The sequence below is a fragment of the Sulfitobacter sp. M13 genome, assembly GCF_053474885.1.
The window spans coordinates 542090-560775 of record NZ_CM130281.1 but is presented as its reverse complement, the minus strand read 5'-3'; the positions used below and the strand labels follow the sequence as shown (position 1 = coordinate 560775).

At 54.8% G+C, this 18686-nt stretch carries 12 protein-coding genes and 1 tRNA gene; 5 read left to right on the top strand and 8 right to left on the bottom strand.

Features of this window, described 5'->3' with window-relative positions; all coding sequences use genetic code 11:
- Positions 1–36: 36 nt before the first annotated feature.
- Entirely contained in the window at positions 37–1470 is a 1434-nt protein-coding gene (locus ACVBAU_RS02575; RefSeq protein ID WP_138924565.1) for an NAD(P)-dependent oxidoreductase, read from the bottom strand.
- A 229-nt stretch (positions 1471–1699) separates the two neighbouring features.
- Here ACVBAU_RS02575 and ACVBAU_RS02570 point away from each other — a divergent pair, with 229 nt between their 5' ends.
- A complete protein-coding gene (locus ACVBAU_RS02570; protein WP_138924566.1) occupies positions 1700–2503 on the top strand; it encodes an undecaprenyl-diphosphate phosphatase in 804 nt (267 codons plus the stop codon).
- Between the two features lie 55 nt (positions 2504–2558).
- Here the strand turns inward: ACVBAU_RS02570 and ACVBAU_RS02565 are convergent, their stop codons facing one another.
- The gene (locus ACVBAU_RS02565) at positions 2559–3542 is read right to left on the bottom strand and encodes a complex I NDUFA9 subunit family protein (RefSeq protein WP_448327725.1); all 984 of its coding nucleotides are present in this window, start codon (positions 3540–3542) and stop codon (positions 2559–2561) included.
- 214 nt (positions 3543–3756) lie between these two features.
- On the opposite strand from ACVBAU_RS02565, the gene ACVBAU_RS02560 reads away from it, so the two are divergent.
- Positions 3757–3842 (top strand) — tRNA-Leu (locus ACVBAU_RS02560).
- A 1066-nt stretch (positions 3843–4908) separates the two neighbouring features.
- Here ACVBAU_RS02560 and ACVBAU_RS02555 read toward each other — a convergent pair.
- Positions 4909–5493, bottom strand: coding sequence for a hypothetical protein (locus ACVBAU_RS02555; protein WP_448327723.1), 585 nt, complete (start codon positions 5491–5493; stop codon positions 4909–4911).
- A 1443-nt stretch (positions 5494–6936) separates the two neighbouring features.
- Between ACVBAU_RS02555 and ACVBAU_RS02550 the strand changes: the two genes are divergently transcribed.
- Both ACVBAU_RS02550 and ACVBAU_RS02545 read left to right on the top strand, forming a co-directional pair.
- Positions 6937–7371: a LexA family protein gene (locus ACVBAU_RS02550; protein ID WP_448328890.1), complete on the top strand. Its 435-nt coding sequence runs from the start codon at positions 6937–6939 to the stop codon at positions 7369–7371.
- A complete protein-coding gene (locus ACVBAU_RS02545; protein ID WP_448327721.1) occupies positions 7368–8639 on the top strand; it encodes a Y-family DNA polymerase in 1272 nt (423 codons plus the stop codon). The genes ACVBAU_RS02550 and ACVBAU_RS02545 overlap by 4 nt, the downstream gene beginning before the upstream one ends.
- 289 nt (positions 8640–8928) lie before the next feature.
- On the opposite strand, the gene ACVBAU_RS02540 is transcribed toward ACVBAU_RS02545, so the two are convergent.
- From ACVBAU_RS02540 to ACVBAU_RS02520, 5 genes are all read right to left on the bottom strand, one after another.
- The gene (locus tag ACVBAU_RS02540) at positions 8929–9954 is read right to left on the bottom strand and encodes a hypothetical protein (protein ID WP_448327719.1); all 1026 of its coding nucleotides are present in this window, start codon (positions 9952–9954) and stop codon (positions 8929–8931) included.
- Between the two features lie 90 nt (positions 9955–10044).
- The gene (locus tag ACVBAU_RS02535) at positions 10045–10953 is read right to left on the bottom strand and encodes a hypothetical protein (RefSeq protein WP_448327717.1); all 909 of its coding nucleotides are present in this window, start codon (positions 10951–10953) and stop codon (positions 10045–10047) included.
- A 355-nt stretch (positions 10954–11308) separates the two neighbouring features.
- Entirely contained in the window at positions 11309–11698 is a 390-nt protein-coding gene (locus ACVBAU_RS02530; protein WP_448327715.1) for an HNH endonuclease, read from the bottom strand.
- Between the two features lie 59 nt (positions 11699–11757).
- Positions 11758–12318 carry a hypothetical protein gene (locus ACVBAU_RS02525; RefSeq protein WP_448327713.1) on the bottom strand — a complete coding sequence of 187 codons (561 nt, stop codon included), beginning with the start codon at positions 12316–12318 and terminating at the stop codon, positions 11758–11760.
- A 28-nt stretch (positions 12319–12346) separates the two neighbouring features.
- On the bottom strand, positions 12347–13174 hold the full coding sequence (locus tag ACVBAU_RS02520; protein ID WP_448327711.1) for a hypothetical protein: 828 nt from the start codon (positions 13172–13174) through the stop codon (positions 12347–12349).
- Between ACVBAU_RS02520 and ACVBAU_RS02515 the strand changes: the two genes are divergently transcribed.
- Entirely contained in the window at positions 13130–18550 is a 5421-nt protein-coding gene (locus tag ACVBAU_RS02515) for an AAA domain-containing protein (protein WP_448327709.1), read from the top strand. The two genes, ACVBAU_RS02520 and ACVBAU_RS02515, sit on opposite strands and share 45 nt — an antisense overlap.
- Positions 18551–18686: the final 136 nt, after the last annotated feature.

Genomic DNA, 18686 nt, shown 5'->3' with positions numbered 1-18686 from the left:
GCGCCCGAGGCGCGAAATATCAACTGAAAGGGGCGTTTATTCGGCGGCGATGGCCACGCTGGCCCCCATCTTTTCAAGGATCGCCTGCGCACAATCGCGCCCGTCCTTGATGGCCCAGACCACCAGTGACGCGCCGCGCACGATGTCACCCACGGCATAGACACCATCCAAATCGGTCGCGCCGGTGATATAGTCGGCCTTGATCGTGCCCCAGCGGTTCACCGGCAGCTCTGGCGTGTTCCACAGTTTGGGCAGGTCTTCGGGTTCAAAGCCAAGCGCCATGATCACCAGATCGGCCTCTTCGACATAATCAGCGCCCTCGATCACCTCGGGGGCCTGACGGCCAGAGACATCAGGCGCGCCAAGACGCATCTTTTGCACCATCACACCGGTGACCGGATCGCCGACGAATCCTTTGGGCGCGGACAGCCATTCAAATACCACGCCTTCTTCTTCGGCGTTCTGCACTTCGCGTTGCGAGCCGGGCATGTTGGTGCGGTCACGACGATAAAGACATTTCACCGACGTGGCCCCCTGGCGGATCGAGGTCCGCACACAGTCCATCGCGGTATCACCGCCGCCAATGACGACGACCTTTTTACCCTGCGCGTTAAACCGACCGGAGTCGAATTCTTCGACCGCGTCGCCAAAGCTTTTGCGGTTGCTCACGGTCAGGAAATCAATCGCGCGTTCCAGACCCACACCGCCAACGCCGGGGGCCTGAATATCACGTGTCTTATAAACGCCCGTCGCGATGATTACGGCATCATGCTTGGCGCGGATATCAGCAAAGCTGATGTCGACACCCACATCGCAGTTCAATTCAAAGTTAACGCCACCTTCGGCCAACTGATCGTTGCGGCGCATGACGATATCTTTTTCCAGTTTGAATCCGGGGATACCATAGGTCAGCAAGCCACCCGCGCGGTCATAGCGATCATAGATCGTAACCTGCACACCCGCACGGCGCAGCACGTCCGCAGCGGCCAGACCGCCAGGCCCTGCGCCGATGATACCGACGGATTCGGCACGTTCGGTCTTGGGCTTGATCGCCTGCACCCAGCCGTTTTCCCATGCGGTATCGGTGATGTATTTCTCGACAGAGCCGATGGTCACAGTGCCGTGGCCGGATTGTTCAATCACACAGTTGCCTTCGCACAGACGGTCCTGCGGGCAGATGCGGCCGCAGATTTCGGGGAAGGTGTTGGTGGCCTGACTGATCTCGTAGGCTTCCTTCAGGCGCCCTTCGGCGGTCAGGCGCAGCCAGTCGGGGATGTTATTGTGCAGCGGGCAATGCGTCTGGCAATATGGAACGCCACACTGGCTACAGCGGCTGGATTGCTCCTGCGCTTTCTCATCCGCGTATTCCGCATAAATCTCTTTAAAGTCTTCACGACGAAGATTCGGCATCCGTTTTTCGGGCATATCCCGGGAAACCGTTGTAAACTTGAGCATTGGCTGCTTTGCCATCTTGGATCTCTCCGCATGAAACACGTTGCTGCCCCCTCATACACAGGCTCTTAAAGGATATAAAGGCAGCATTGCTGACCTATATACATATTATTTTCATTCGCACGCATTTATCTGGCGGATATATCCCCATTTTATGTCCGATTCGGCCTTAACAACCTACTTCCCTTCCATCCCCCCAAAGTTGTAGCCCTATGGCACCGAGAACGTTTCAAAGGCCGGCCCCTTCATGACCCTGTTTCAATTACTGCTCGTCGCAATCATTCAGGGGCTGACAGAGTTCTTGCCCGTCTCGTCCTCGGGTCATCTGATTTTGCTGCCCACGCTCACCGGCGGACCCGATCAGGGGCTTGCCATTGATGTGGCGGTGCATGTCGGCACGCTTCTTGCTGTGGTTCTATATTTTCGCACCGAAGTCGCAGAGGCCACTATAGGACTTGGCCGCTTGCTACGCGGCAAGATGGACACCCCCGGCGCGCGGCTTGCGGCGCTTTTGATTATTGCAACGATTCCGGTTCTGGTGGTCGGGCTGGTGATCAAGCTGCTGGGGATCGACGAGATGCTCCGCTCTGTTGCGGTGATCGGCTGGACGATGCTGCTGTTCGGGATTGTACTGTATTGGGCCGACCACACAGGTCGCAGCGACCGCAACACCGAAGACTGGAACATGAAAGGTGCCGTCTGGATGGGGCTCGCGCAAGCCATCGCGCTGATCCCCGGCACCTCGCGGTCGGGCATCACGATCACCGCGGCACGCAAACTGGGCTATGATCGCGCCAGCGCCGCGACGCTTTCCATGCTGATGTCGATCCCCACGATCCTCGCCTCGGGTGCACTTTTGTCACTGGACGTGATCGGAGAGGCCGACGCGCAGCTTGCCCGTGACGCATCCATCGCCGCCGCCTTCGCCTTTGTCGCGGCACTTGCGGCCTTGACCTTGATGATGCGCCTGCTGCGGAGCGTGAATTTCACCCCCTATGTGATCTACCGCATCCTACTGGGGGCCGCGCTGCTGGTGTATGCCTACAGCTAAAGAAAAGGCCCCGCCGTTGCCGGCAGGGCCTTTCTGTATTCCGAATGCTACTGGCTCAGGTCCGCAGATTTTTCGCGGATTTCTTGATCTCGTCGTACTGACCCGACGGGCGGAAACGCCACAGATACTCGGGCAGCACCGATCCCATAGACACAGGGGTGATCCCCAGAGCGTCAAAGCCCCGCGCGCCCTCGCCTACGACGTTATCATGGGCCAGGTTCTTGATCTGATCACGGGTCAACGTGTTGTTCTTGATCAAACCGAAGGTCACCGATTGCAGCACATCCAAACCAAAGGCGATCATCCGCGCGACAAACGTTGGCAATGCGATGACCAGACGACGGCGGTTTACCACACCCAGCATACGCTGCATCAGGCCGCGAAAGCTCTCGACCTCGGGTCCGCCCAATTCGTAGATACCCGCCGGGGCCTTGCCCGTCACCGCCAGCTCTGCCGCATGGGCGACGTCATCGACATAAACCGGCTGGAACAATGTATCCGCACCCACCGCAGGGATCGCAGGGCTGATCCGCGTCATACCAGCAAAACGGTTGAAGAAGTCATCCTCGGGCCCGAACACGATCGAGGGGCGCAGAATAACGGCATCGGGCATGTATTTCAGCACGCCGGCCTCTCCCATCGCCTTGGTCTGGGCATAGTCGCTATCGGCCTCGGCATTCGCACCGATGGCAGAGATCTGAACCAAGCGCTGCACCCCTTCGGCTGCAGACAGGCGCGCAATACGCTCAGCACCGTCAGCCTGAATCGCGTCAAAGGTGTTCTTGCCAGCCTCGGCCAGGATCCCAACGCAGTTCACCACCGCATCAGCGCCCCGCAACACATCGCGCACAGATGCATCATCGCGGATGTTGCAAAAGACCGGTTCGACCTGCCCAACGGTGCCATAGGTACGCACGAATAACGCTTCGTTCGGGCGACGCACCGCAACGCGCACACGCCATCCCGCCAATGCCATGCGGCGAACGATATACCGCCCCACAAACCCGGAACCGCCGTAAACCGTGACCAGCTTTGCCATGATGATACCCCTGACCAGAAAATCTAGGGCAACAGATACATCCCCCCCCCTTGAGGAACAAGCAGCAATTCCGGCCCAAAGTGCCGCCCACAGCCGATCCAGCGCAACAAATCGCGCCCCTCGCCAATTATTCTGTCGTCACTTCGTTTTGTTGCGAGAATCCAATTGACACCCCCGCCCCACAGCAATAAACGCTCCCTCACAACCCCCCTGTGCCCAGGTGGCGGAATGGTAGACGCGCTAGCTTCAGGTGCTAGTACTGGCAACGGTGTGGAGGTTCGAGTCCTCTCCTGGGCACCAAAGTCAAGCAAAAAAACCCTTGAAAACTTCGGTTTTCGGGGTTTTTTGCTTTTTGAGCCTGAAAAGTGCCCCACAAAGTGCCCTATAGTGGGTTGGGACATTCAAACTTTCATCTTCAACACACGCGTGCGATCAGGCTCGTTCAAGTTGGCAGGGATAGCGTTTTTAACGCTCTCTCCATACCACCTGCTACTTTATCAAAACGCGATTTCAAAACTGCAAAAGATGAAATGGCACCGTCTTAGTCGGACATTCTTTGACCAAGGCCCCTGCCAAGCATTGCCGCGGGATCCCGCAATGTGTCTGAGGTTCGACAGTTAAAACTTCGAGAAGAAGCGGTCTGCCAACCCTCGGATATAAAGTAGTCAAACCTAATCTTCCGCCAGAGAGGAAAAGATCAGCTTATTGAGTAGCTCGTTACCGGGGATCGCTAAATGAACCGAACTCCTTCTAACACGCACTCGTTGGAAGAAATATGAACCCGTCATCTGAAAGCCTAAATAAAGCACTAAGCTTTATGATCCAAGTCGTCACCAATCGCTCTGATGGAGTAGACTACGTCCCAGTCGTGCTCCATCTCGAGAGGCAGATAGCGGCGCTGATGAGCACCGATACTGAATATGAGCGGATTATTCGACTGGCGAAAAATTCCTAACGTTAAGGACACCAAAGTTGGTTTAACGACTGCGGAAAGCAGGTAACCACCCAAATTGCCATCCATGACCTAATGCTGGCGCACGGAGGGAATTGCATCCTAAAGTTCTTTGACGAGCCTATACCTCGCGGCTTGTGTTTCGCGAGGAACTGCTTTGGGTTATTGAGCTGCCCCGCCCCCCCTAAGTGGCGAACGCCGCACAGAATGCGGTCATTCCCATGCGCAAGGCTCAAAGCCATATGACGGCGACGGCATAGCGGTATGGCGAACGCAGCTGAGCGGTTGGAGCAGGTGCTCGAGCAAAATACAGCGACAACCCAAACTGCTAATCAAGAATTAAAGCGGATTGCCAAGGTGGTGCGCCACTCCAGCATTGAGACACCCCTACCCTGATGGTGATCTACCTCGTTACTAATGCCACGGCAGTTCTTCTCGAACACAACGTTCATATGACCACCTACGGGCGCACTTCTTCCCCCGAAACTCATTCCATAAAGTCGCGGTCCAACCGCGGGCCTCGGATTTTACTCTCTCCCAATCTTCCTTGAGCATGAACGGTGAGTGACGAACGAATTTTTGTTCCTCCCTACGAAACTCATCTCCTGCCCCCTCTGCGGCCCAAAAAAGAATCCTAAGATGCGTGATGAGGTTATTGTCGATGCCACCATCGTCTGCAGGGTTTAGCTGCAACGATATAAGGGAAGTGAGGCCATCGGCTCTATTTCTCTTTTCATCATACGCTCGTTTACCTTCAGTTATATTAGATATTGCTGCACACACTTGCAGCAGTTCCGCGATATTTGACCGCAGCTTTTCGATCCACTTAGACCTTTCGGCCGTAACCGATGATATATAAACCGACATGCGACAGGTCACAAAAGCACTGAACGCGGAAAAAATCACGCCGCATACGGCGATAATAGCGGCGCTGACAGTCGCAGCCGCCGCTGGATTAGACTTAATCCATCCGAATAGTTCATTCAGATATGCAGTCATGGATCACCCGCCTAACACTTCTCCATCGCTGTCTATGCTTTTGATGATTGAAGAGAACGGCACTCGTGCATCAAAACCATCTTTGCAGGTGCGGCGCTCGCGGAACAGTGCTTACCTCGCGTAGAGCGCGCCCATTCTGCTCATTCAAGATATCCGTAGGCAACTGGGTGGGGATCTGCGAAATGCCGACAAACTTCACCAGAAATAGGCACGCTGCCGGATATTTCATTGACGCGCAACGTCAGAACACAACGGGGAGTTTCTGCGTCATTTTGGAGAATTTTTGCGTCATTTGGGGGAGTTTCTGCGTCGTTGCGGGGAGTTCTTGCGTCAGAATGCGGATTTACTGCGTCAAAGTCTCTGTAAGCTATTGCAAGGAATGGCTTAATCCGGCCCTGAATCAATTAGAATCTTGAATCTATAGAAAGAGGCGGCGCAAAGATCTTTCGACGGCGCTTTTTCGTTGCTGAAAAAAGAACCATATACCTCCTGTGCCAAGCAGATGCATGCGCCCGATGGGATGCTGCAGTCAATCATTGCGGCGCGCAGCAATGCAGAAACTGGGTATCTTGTCTCAGCACATTTGTCGCTTCGGCGACCATGCGAGAGCTTAATCCCCTTTGCAGGGGGCTAAGCGATCTGGGGCCGGCCGCCTCAGCAATATGGCTAAGTTCCGGCCGGGAACTTACGGGAAAACGAGCTTTTGTGGCGCGCGCCGAAAGCCCGTTTTCCGTTCCATTCCAACAGTAATGCAGAATTTATTCTACTTGGGAAGAAGGGGACAGGGGTGCTTAACTAAGTGCTGGTTCAACTCAGTCTGAATGAGGAAATTGGGATATCAAACTCCTCAACCGTTCAGAGTTCCAACAGACTGCCTTGGCAGCGTAGAAGTTGAGATCACGCGCGAGGCGGTCGAGTGCTGAAGATGGCTGTTCTGCAAGAATTTGCAGAATATCGCACAGTGTATCCCTGACATGGTCGTGGTCCGGAAAGGGGCCAGACAGCACCTCGTGAAGGGAACCGAACGCATCAGAGTCGAAGGTTTCGTCCAGGGCTTCGAGTAGCTGGCAAAGATTCGCTCCGTGTTGACGGAGGTGCTCTCGCGTAGCGGCAATTGCTCCACAACAGTCTTGGTCTTTTGTGGGTGTAGTATTAAGCATGTGGCTTTCCTTTGCATGCGTGAACCTTTTGGCATTGCCTAATTCTTCGGCTTCATTGCTCGTGCGGTGCGGGAGAAAGTTACTCTAAGCCTTTGTTGTCTCAGTGGTGTCTGTCTGCGACCGTATTACCAATATTGGTCAAACAAGCTCGTCACGAAGAAAAAATGTTCGAAAGGGCGGTATGTAATCTTCCGCGGGAGACCGGATCAATCTTGACACGAAGGGTCCATCTGACCGATTGAGAACAAAATAAGAACAAACTAGGATTCCCATGCCCATGCCCATGCCCCTGCACCGCATCGAACGACCTGTCATTGCCAACAGTTTTCCGATGCGTCTTGTCGCCATGCTTGCAAGTGCTGGGTTTCCGTCACCCGCCGGCGATGATCTGGAAGATGAAATCGATCCGATAGCATGGGTGGTGCGGCATCCCGCTTCAACCTTCTGGTGGCGTGTCGAGGAGGATTGCCTCTGGGATGTGGGGATCCGCGACGGTGATATCATTGCTCTGGATCGCGCTGGAAAACGACGCATCGGACGCGCGGTCCTTGCCGTGGTAGAGGGCGCGGTGACAGCGAAGATCTTACGGAAACGCGATGGCAGGTATTATCTCGCTCCGGCCAACAACCGCGAACAGTTCCCCGACATCGAACTGACCGAAGACAGCGAGATCTGGGGTGTGATCGCAGGCGTCGTGCGGCGCTACGACCTCGCATGAAGCGACCAATCGCAATCAGCGACAGCGCAAACTTCTATGTGAGCGCCGAACGGATCTTCGATCCGTCTCTAAAAAACGTGCCGGTAATCGTCTTGTCAAACAACGATGGCTGCGCTGTGGCAAGATCGGATGAGGCAAAGGCGCTCGGGATCAAGATGGGCGAACCGCTCCATCTGATCCGCGACAAGATCGAAGCACATGGCGTGCGCGTGTTCAGCTCGAACTACACGCTGTATGGCGACATTTCCCGCCGCGTCGTCGAGGTCTATGAAGACTTCACGCCGAACGTAGAGATTTACTCTATCGATGAGTGTTTTCTGGACTTCGGCGGCTTTAAGGATCTCACCGAGCACGCGCGCGCAATGCGATCAGCGGTTTTGCGGCGTATTGGTGTGCCGGTGCGGGTTGGTATTGCGCCGACAAAGACGCTGGCGAAATGCGCGAATGATATTGCCAAAAAGAACCCGATCTTCGCAGGCGTATTAGACATGATGGATGACACGCTGGCCGACTGGTTGCTGCCAATGGTCCCGGTCGGAGACATATGGGGGATCGGGCGTCGAACCGAAGCGAAGCTCCACGGCCTCGGTATCCGCACAGCGGCAGAACTGCGTGATATGCCGATCCGGCAGGCGCGCGCCCTCGGCACGGTTGTGCTTGAGCGGACCGTGTTAGAACTCCAGGGTGAGCCATGCCTCGCCTTTGATGACGTTGAGCCGCAGCGCAAAGGCATGGCTGTGACCCGCTCGTCCGGAACACCCATGACGGATTTCGAAACGCTTTTTCAGGCAGTTACAGCGCATGCAACGCGTGCGGCGGAAAAGCTACGCCTGCATGGTTTGGTGGCCGGAACGCTGACAGTGTTTTTCCACACTAACCGGCACCGCCCCGATCGGCCGCAATACTCAGGCTCACGCTCAACTCGGATGATGCCCATGTCGTCCGACACTTTCGATCTTGTCGGTGCTGCGCGGCGCTGCGCGCAGGCCGCGTGGCCGAAGGGGCAGGCGGGGCTATTCGGGTTCACGAAGGCGGGCGTCATGCTTGATGATCTGCTAAGAATGGAGGATCGCCCATTGACACTTTTCGATGCCCCAAAAATCAAATCCCAAGCGCTAATGGAAGCGCTCGATCAGGTAAATGATCGGTTCGGCAAAAAGACCATGGTGCTGGCAAGCGAAGGAATGAAAAGGTCTTGGAAGCTACGGTCCGACTACCATAGCCCGCGATACACTACACGGTTATTGGACCTGCCAGTCGTTCGATGAATCACAAACTGCGCGCCATGCAACCGGCCGCTAACTTACACCTTTGGTTGGATAAGGGATTAGATCAAATTACTCTTTCCGCAGTAGACGAACTGTAGATCATCGTTTCGCAGAGGGGTTCCTAATCAATGGCAGATTGGTTTCTAAGGCACTCGAAGCGTTAGCACTGCCTCAATGTCCAAACTTGAGACCTTCAAGTTTACTAAATTGGCCAACCTCTTTGTCCGGTGTCAAACTTCGATCGCACGCCTGATTTGGCGGTTGTTTAGTTGCCCAAGGCTGCGTTTCTCTAACTCTCCATGAGGATTCTCAAAATTCGTCGAAACTCTACGTCGTCGGACGAGCCTTTCCAAAAGTTCGCAAACCGGCAGACAACTTGAAGGTTTCCGATCTCGTAATGACCATTACTATTGCAACGATCCAAAGAGGCGAACATCGCGGAGTCACCGCTTCTCTCGTCAAGTTCCAGCGGAAGACCTGTCAACTCACAGCGGCCTTCTTGAGCTTTAATAAGCTCAACTATGTGATCTTGGAGGGCTGCCGCTGTGGGGAACTTGAGGTCCTTTCTCTTTATCACTCGCTCCACAGTTTGACCGTTAGCGGCCTTGGTTGTCTTCATCGCCATGCGAGCCATTCGTTCGGCCGCGTCAGCCGCGTCAGCCGCGTCGAAGAGCTCTGATGCGCGTTGATACGCAACCTTGTCGGCATGCGTTCCATAAGTGACGGGTGAGTAGCTATTTTTCGCGGTCTCGCTCCGCTCCTGCCATAAGGGGCTGTTATGCCAGAAACTTAGGTCGTCCCCCGCGAGTAAGGCGAGCGTATAGTCGCGGTAGGATGGACTCAGCGACTGAAGCGTCGCTTCCGTAGATAGGAAATCCTTCGCTTTGGGGTGCAGCTGGTTCCAAAGAAGTGGATTCCCTAATCTGTCCTTTTTTGACCACTGCTCGCACGGCTTGTGACAGACTACGACCTCACGTCCTCGATCAATGGGTTCGATCTTAGTTTCAAAAGTTGGAGTATCGTGTCGTGACGTCGTCCACCACAACTCGTTACCATCCCTATGGACCCATATATCACCTGCTGTTTCTGCGACAGCGGTCATCAAGTTGAACCAACGAGATGCAGTTGCGCGGGTAGGTTTTTCCCCTGCCGCTGTAGTATCATTGGCCATTCTGTTGGTGATGTATGCTTCTCTATCGCTGGCTTCCCAAAACCGTTGGACTGCAACAGCGTTCATGGTGGCAACAGTGCCTCGGTCTCGACATACTGGCCATTCGTAATTCTGCCGGCCGAAATTTGCGATGTAGACTTTCATTGAAGTTCTCGCCCAAATGCATGTGTCTGATAGGTTTTTTAGCTTAAAAATTCTTCAATACGTCGCCTAAGATGGTTCGGTCGGCGGTAGCTACTCCCCGCGCACTTTGTCGATCAACCGGCGAAACTCGGCGTCCAGGCTGTCGCCCTTCCAGAAGTTAATAAAGCGGGCCACGACCTGCAAATTTCCTTTCTCGTAATGACCCGAGCTATCAATACGATCCAAGGACGGCCAGAGCTGCTTATCCTGCCCATCGAATTGCAGGCCAAGTCCCGTAATCGCGCAGCGATCACCGGTTTCGTCAAGGAGTTCAGTCAAGTGCGCAATCAGCGCCTCTTTTGTTTGCCGAAGATCCTTATTCTTTAATGTCCGCTCAACGATCTGACCGTATGATTGTTTGGCCGTCTGTTCGGCCTGATTGGCCATATGCCAAACGGCCTTGAACTTTGCATCTTTGTAATGCCCGGTGTTCTTACGTTCCAGGCGGCTCATCCACCAAAGAGCGTCCAGTGTCCAAAGATCAACTTCTAACTCTTCGGCCAATTTGAGCAAGACTGAATTGACGGCTTCATATTTTTCACCGACTGAGGAACCCGTTTGGAAGGAGGGCCAAAGGCCTCGTTCGCGCATTTCAGCTTCACTGGTTCCATTCCAAACGCCGTAGCGTTCAGGGTAGGCAACAAGCAAGATCGGAGTAAATGTTGCTGGGCCCACGCCGCGGACGGAGGACAATGCGCCGTCTAACCTTTCGGAAAGCCTCGCATCCTCATTTACTAATCGAGATATAGCAGCACTGAGATTGTCCATATCTTCGGCAGCTCCACGACCGAGGCGCTCTAATCCAGTCCAATGATGATTGTGCTTAAAGCTAAGAAAATCGAGGTAATCTTGCTGGGTCAGAACGGATGGATTTCGGAAGATGGGTCCAAAGCGCGTCAGCACCTCAGTGCGCTTGTCTACAATTTGACGTATTTCGGGGAGGCTAAGTGCCTTGTTCACTTCAAATATCATGCTGCGCCAATCAACGTATCTAAAAGTTTATTTCCGGCCCTCAGGACCCATGGAGAATACTGCAAAAAAGGACAGTCCCTAACGTTTGCCCATTCGTCCTCAACATCACAAGAAATCTTGTTGGGACGCAATGCGCTTAAAGTCTGACGGTCCTGGAAAGGGTAGCAACCGTGATGGTGGAGAGACGAAAGCGGATCACAAAGCCGAAGAAAGCCGCCGAGCAGCCCCGGTTCCTACAGATGTGCGAGTTTTGTGCCAAAGTGACCGAGCTATGATAGTTCGGAGGATGCCAGCGCTCGATTTCTTAAAATTACGTTTGCCCGCCAAGCGGACAGCGAGAGCATTAACGGCGACTCGGCTTTGAGCGAAATCCCACCCCCGGTCCTCCGTAGTTGCACCTCGCGCATTCTGGGCGAAGGTTTTCGATCCCGTCAGAGCCTCCCCCGGACAAGGCCACGATATGCCCCTTAGTGAATGGAAGGCGCTGCCCGTTCGGACGCTCGACTGTTTCCCAAGACCTGCCGCAGCCTGGACAGTGCGAAAAAGTCGCAGCGAGGGTAAGCCATTCCGACTCAGTGTGGGAGCCCGGCGCTGCTGCCTTGCGGGCGCGATAGGCTGCGGCCGCGCGCCGATGGCAGGCTGCGCAGTTGCCGCGGGGGCGGCGCTCAAGGGAGCCACAGACCAACCCGTCAGGCAGGGAGTTACGGCAGGGGGTTGACGCAGTAAGTGTCATGGCGATCTCCGATCGGTTCATGCTTGTGATATGGAAACGCGTTTAGCCAAGCAGCTTGATTAGGCGGCCGTCATTCCATCTGAGTGAAACAAACCTGCCTGACGCTCGACTGCCGCCCGCTGGCTCTCACTGAACTGAAGGGCCTCCATCAACTCGTCGACCAGCCCGACGGGTTCTGGATAGCGAATGCCCGTGTTCGCATTCCAGCTACAACACTCAGGTGGCGCAGCGGCGATCAAGGCCCTCTCGAGACTTTCAATCTCACTCTTCGTTCCGTCCAGGGCGATCCAGACTGCACGGCAATGGTCAGCGATGAAGGCGCTGCGCAAGTCCTTAGAAATCTTGGCGTCTGGACTCTCACGATGCAGAACGGGATCACGCCACATCCGGCCAGTATTGTAGACCTTGGAAAAATAATGGCTCCGGTTTTCCGAGCCGGTCCGGTGTCGTTGATGGATGCGCTTACGGAAGTTCTCCGCAGTTGAGCTCGTCGAGCCAAAATAGCGCAAGCGTCCTTCGTGATCAGCGAGACCATAGATCCCGACCTTGTCCCGGGGCAGGTCAGCCGTGCGCTGAAGCGGCATCGTCGTCAAATGGTGAAGAATATCAGAAACAAGCATAATGATGCTCCAAAAATTTGGGTGATGATTAGCAGGGCAGCTTGCCATTCATGAGGTCGGCTCGCTCGATACGGATCAAGTCATTTTCTTTCACAATTCCCCAGTCCCCAGCCGCATTCGGTCGGCGCCACCGGGGGCCTCTCATATTTAAGAGCTGACGAAGGACCTCGTCAAAATCTTCAACTTGGCGTTCATGACCCTTCGCTCCGATTGTGAAGTGACCATTGCGCGCGAGACCGGGGTGAAAAACGCTGCCGTCGCTTGCGCGCGGCACGAAAACAGCGTCTGACATATCAGCGTTTGGCTCGACGAGCTCTGCATCTTCTTCCTGCTCCCAAATGGACGCGTAGTAACTTTCCCGATTTGCAAGCCACTGTGCTGCGCTTCGGGCGCTGACCTTTCCGCCAGTGTTTTCGAAGATACGGTCTGCGCCGGTCATCATGTTCCGAATCCGCCCCTCGGACAGACCGCCAAGAATGGCGAGTGAAACGGGGTCGATGTCTCCCTCAAGATTATCCAGATTCCACCTTGCCCGTGCAAGCCGAGTGATCTTTGAGACTTCATTCCCCGGACCACCGATCCTTTCGAGGTCGGATCGCCCATAGAATTCCTCGATGCGCGTAACGAGACTTTCTAAGAACGCGCGGCGCTCGCTGACGGGGATGTCTCGGTGCGTGACGCCGAAACGAGCGTAAAGAGAAGCATCTTCGAAATCGCGCCCAACTTGCCAGTTTTCCCAGATGCCGCCTCCAAACTCCTCCAGAATGGGACGCCAAGTTTCGCGAGTGTATCCTCCGATCTGCATTTCATCATGGAGGAGGTCGAAGAAGGGGGCGGCAACCTTATCATAACCCATGATGTCCTCGACCACGGTCAGGTGGGAAAGCAAGAGTTCGACCAGCCACTTGGAATGTCCAATATGAGCGGTAAACCACAGGTTGCACCTTCACGTCGTGGCGTGCTTAAACTCGCGGCGTTGCAATCATTATACCATGTTGTGATTTTACAAAGCAGGTTGCCGAGAATGTCCGTTTCATCCCACGAAGACGTTAGCCCAGAAGAGCGCGGTAAAATCTCTCACCTCCTCGGCTTTGCTGAGGAGCTTCTTGTAGCCCGCAGCGATGTTCAAATGGAGATGAAGGCCGGACTTGGTGTCTTCCACGAAAACGAACTCGCGAACCTTCCAAAACTTGAGCTGAACTGCGAGGATGGCGCGTGGTTGCGCATCGCACGTCAGCAAGAATCCCGTCCCGCACAGCCACCTGAGCATGTCGCAGCGTTTCTGAAGCAGCCGCCGGTTGACCCCTATAAATCCCCCGTCCTAAAGTCCGCCATCTCCATTGAAGTCCCGATCGAGGAGGCTTCTGACCTGATTGAAATGGGCCTTCTGGATTCAGAAGATGTCCACATCGTCGTCGAGGACGAAGTTGAGGTTGAAAGCCGCGTCAAGGTCACCTTGCATGCAGAGAACTGCTCGGAAATGCGTCGTGATTTCGAGACCTATGTCGGTGGGCCGTGGGCTGACTGGTCACATAAGGAGAAGCCTGTTCGTCGGGCCATGAATGCCTACAATGATCTCTTCAAGATCCATTCTGCGATCCACACCTCAGAAGGCGCTCCCCCTGAACTTATCTGGGGAATCGGTATCGGCCGCTGGAAGAAGAGCGGCAAGACAGTCGATATGCCTATAATGGAGCAGAGTCTCGATATCGAGGTCGAGAACGAAGGCGCGATCGCTATCAGGCCCCGTGACCTGAGACCTACATTTTCTCTCAAGCCGTATATCCAATTGGACATCGACGGCACGCCAAGGCTTCAACGCGAGCTCCAAGAAAACCTCGAACAGTTTCTGCGCGGCGACATCGAGTTCTCCCCTTTTACGACCATCTGGGAGCCCTTGCTCGATACTACTGCCAGCAACATTTCCAGTGACGGTGTCCACATCACACGCGATGAACTGGATGAAGGCGAAAAGATTGAGCCTGTCTCCGATTATCTGAGGATCACATCAAGCTGGGCAATCTTCGGTAGACCGCGCTCTAATGAGTTCCGGGTGCACGACATCCAAAAGCTCCGCAAACAGGTCGAAGACGAAAAAGCCGATGTGCCTGCGCCAATCCGCGGTTTCACCGCCTCCCCGAAGGAGGAAGCACCTAAGGACATCTCGGCCTTTGGTCTGGATTCCTCTGTTCTATCGGGTGCCGCAGAGAACAAGTGGGAGCCATCTGCAAGTGGCGATGTAGGTGCATCCCCGCGTAATCCTGTCGGAGCTTCCGGTGCATCAAACTCCGGCCGCACGGAAGCATCCTCAAAAGTTCACTTCTTCCCTCTTCCCTTTAACGAAGAGCAGGGCAAGATTTCAGATATGATCGACGATCCATCTCTGGACGTCGTCTGTGTATCAGGGCCGCCAGGAACCGGTAAGTCGCACTCGATCGCCAATATTATCAGCCACGAAATGGCGATGGGGAAACGGGTTTTGGTCACAGCTCGAACTCCGGAAGCTATTGCCGCTGTCCGGGAGAAACTCCCCAAAAGCCTCCAATCTTTGGTCATCGCCTCCGTTGGGACTGACCGCGAGAGTGCGCAGCAACTACAAGTGGCTGTCAGCGAACTTTCGAGCGAAGTCGTAGGCCTTGATGTTGACGAAGCTCAAGCCCAACGCAGAAAACTCGAGCAAAAGATTATCGACTGTGATGCCGAGATCCGCGATGCGGATCGTGAGCTTGCAGAGATCGCACGCGTAAACCTTGCTGAAATGGAATGGAACTCCGGCAAGCACTCTCCTATGGAGATAGTCGAGATACTCGCAGCCGATGAAGCAACGCATGGCTGGTTCATTGATCGCCCCTCCAAGCAGCCTCCTTCCCAACTTGACGACATCCTCGGAAGGTTAAGGGAAACCCTCCCCGAGCTCGCTCCTGATATCGTCTACGCCGGTGCAAGGCTTCCTAAAGCAGAAGACCTCCCCAGCACGGCGGACATTGTTGCCGCCCATAAAGCCGAACTGTCATGGCATAAACGTGAGAAAGTGGACCCCACTTCGGCGCCGACAATGGCAATAGACGGAACTGCTACTGAGGAACAGGCGCGAGCCATCTTGCGCGAGCTTTATGGTCTCCACGAAACCCTTTGCGATACGCCCGCCCACATCAAAAAGCTTGCCGTCCAGTGCCTTCAAATTGATGCAGCGATTGTCAAAAAGAATATCGAGGCAACTGCTGACTACCTCTCCGGTTTCAAGCGCCTCATCGAGGCGAAAACCGTCCGCTATGATCTCGGCGACTGTCGTCCTGACGACTTCAAGAATGCATCCTCCAGAGGGCTTGCCGGCCAAAAACCTGTGGGGTTCAGCATCTTCAATAAGTCGCTGAAAGAAGCGGTTGCGAGCATCCGAATTGAGGACACCACACCGACACGTCCCTCTGACTGGCAGCACATCCTTGACGTTTATCGTTTGCAGGAAGACGCACGTCGCATCGAAGACACCCTGAGGCCCCTGATCGACGTTGGACTATTTCCGCCCATGCCGACCAAGCCCTGGGATATTGCTGACTACCTTCTTGATCGCCAGTATGACTTGGAACATGCGCTATCGCTTGCAACGCGCGCAAAACCCGTCGTTGATGGTCTGGGCTCCCTGTTTCCAGTTGATTTGGACCTGGATGCTCTTTGCGCGACACTGGAATGCCAACCTGCCATCAATGCGCTACGGGCCAATCTTCCTGACAAATACGAGATGCCCGCCGCACTTGCCGCACTCAAAGCCGCGGCCGGCGACGGCTCGCTTCCCATTCTTTGTGCTCTTTCGGATCTGGCAGGCGCGATTGGGAACGAAGAAACGGAAGGTAGCGATCTCGTCAAAGCCCGCGCAGAGATCACCAAAGAAGTGTCCCGGCTGAATGAGGTCTCCGAGAAGCTGGACCGCCTGGGGATTGACCTTGCCGCTCTTTGTGAGTGCGAGGCCCCTGATTGGGCCGACCGCCTTAAACAAGCCCCAGAGCGTGCCTTAGAGCTTATTCCAAAAGGCTGGCAAGCGTCATGGAAGTGGGCTGTGATAAAGGGTCGCGTAGACCGTATCGTTGACCTCGGCAATGGGGATGAGCACCGCAACCGCAAAGCGGATGCGACTAAGCGCCGTGCTAAAGCCCTCGAAGAGCTAATCCGTGTAAGAACACTGATTGGCCTAAAAAGCCGAATGACAAAGCCGGTGCGACAAGCCATGGAAGCTTTCACACAGGCCGTCTCAAAGATCGGCACAGGAAAGGGCAAGAAGGCTCCGCGGTTCATTCGTGCGGCGCAAGACGCCGCCAAGCAGGCATCCAGTGCAGCACCAGTCTGGATCATGCCTGAATACAAGATCCCGGAACAGCTTCCAGCCAAGTTTGGCGATTTCGACCTCGTAATTCTCGATGAGGCCTCACAGAGCGACATCACAGCGCTGGCAGCTCTCGCCCGTGGTAAGAAGATCCTCGTGGTAGGTGACGAAGAACAGGTTAGCCCATCTGTGGTGGGTATCGCGGTTCAGAAGGTAAATGCCCTGCGCGCAGAATACCTTGATGGCCTGCCGAGCGCCGATCTCATTGATGAAAACTCGTCCATTTTCGAGATCACCAAGCGCATGCATCCTGAGAGCCATGTGATGCTGCGCGAGCACTTCCGCTGTGTGGCACCTATCATCAATTTCTCGACGCAGTTCTACAACAACGCCCTCGTCCCGCTCCGCGTCCCGAAAGCTTCTGAACGCTTTGACCCACCCCTTGTGGACGTCTATATCCCCGGTGCCACCAGAGATGGCGGCATCAATGATGCTGAGGCCAAGTGGATCGTCGATGAAATTGCCCGCATTATCCATGAGCCAGAACATACTGGCCGCGACATCGGCGTAATTTCCCTAATCGGTGCGGCCCAAGCTGATATGATCGGGCGCATGTTGATGGAAGACCCAAGAGTCGGGACCGATAAGATCAAAACGCGTCGTATCATCTTTGGAGATGCTCGAACCATGCAAGGCCAAGAGCGATCTATTGTTTTTCTTTCAATGGTGGCCGCCCCGGGTCATGCGCACGCTCAAACGAGCAAGGCAGATCAGCAGCGCTTCAACGTAGCCATGAGTCGTGCGAAGGATCGCCTTTACCTCGTGCGCTCCGTAAGCCTCGAAGATCTGAAGTCAACCGATATCAAGAGCAAGGTTCTCCAGCACTTTGCTGATCCGATGCCGGATGGCCGCTCCCACACGAAAGGCGAAAGTCTTGATCTTATAGACCTCTGTGAGAGCGGGTTTGAGCAGGAAGTCCTGCTGCGTCTGATGGAAGCAAACTACCGTGTTCGACCCCAGGTATCAGCCGGCAAGTTCCGCATTGATCTGGTGGTCGAGGGTGCCGAAGATCGCCGCCTGGCGATTGAACTTGATGGAGACGCCTATCACGGGCCCGAGGTCTGGGATCGTGACATGCTCCGCCAATCTGCCTTAGAGCGCGCGGGATGGGTGTTCTGGCGCGTCTTTGGTAGCCAGTGGGCAACGAGCAAGGAATACTGGTGGCGCAACCTATGCGAAACGCTCTCGCGCCTTGGCATTGAACCCATTGGAGCTGCTGCTATCGACGAGCGCTTTACTGAGACGATCACCTTCTATCCCGAGGACGATTGGGATCCAGAAACCGCTCAGGCCGCCACCTTTCAGGAGGAAGACATCGACGCGGAGAGCCCCGATGCCGAGGTCAAAGTATCCGCTGAGGCCAAGCCTGAGATACAGGTGCATTCTGCAATAGCGGATCAACAGGGCGACGATGTCAATTCCTCTGATGAACACGAGGAAGACGAGCCGCTAAACGATGCGGCCAATGAAGAGCAAGCTACCTCACAGCTTTCCGAGGCAATTCAAGATCCTGACCGCCAGGCCACCTTGCCCCTCGAAAGGGACCTCTTTTCGCCGCGTGAGGCTCGCAACGAACCTTTGTCTTCCATTGGGACGAAAGAAGAGACGGACAGGCTGGACGGCACTTTTAAGGTTGCCCAGATCGGAACTAAGATCCGCCTGGAAAAACTCGAAAAAGGTGGCGGCAAAATGGAGGTGACCCTTGTCAGCGAACGGGATCATGACGCCTCCAAAGCGCTGATCGGCGTCCATACTCCACTTGGAGAAGCCCTACTGGATAAGGAAGTGGGGGAGACCGCCGAGTTTACAGCCGGCGCTTACGTCAAAGAGGTGCGGATTATCGATTTCCTCTAATGCACTCGCAGTCAGGCGTATTGTGCGGCGATCCAATCGGGAATGCTTTTCAGGTCGGCGCACTCACCAATACTAATGGAGTTGGGACGATCTTTTTCAACAAGCTCTGCTTCCCTTTTAATGTCTCGGACCATTA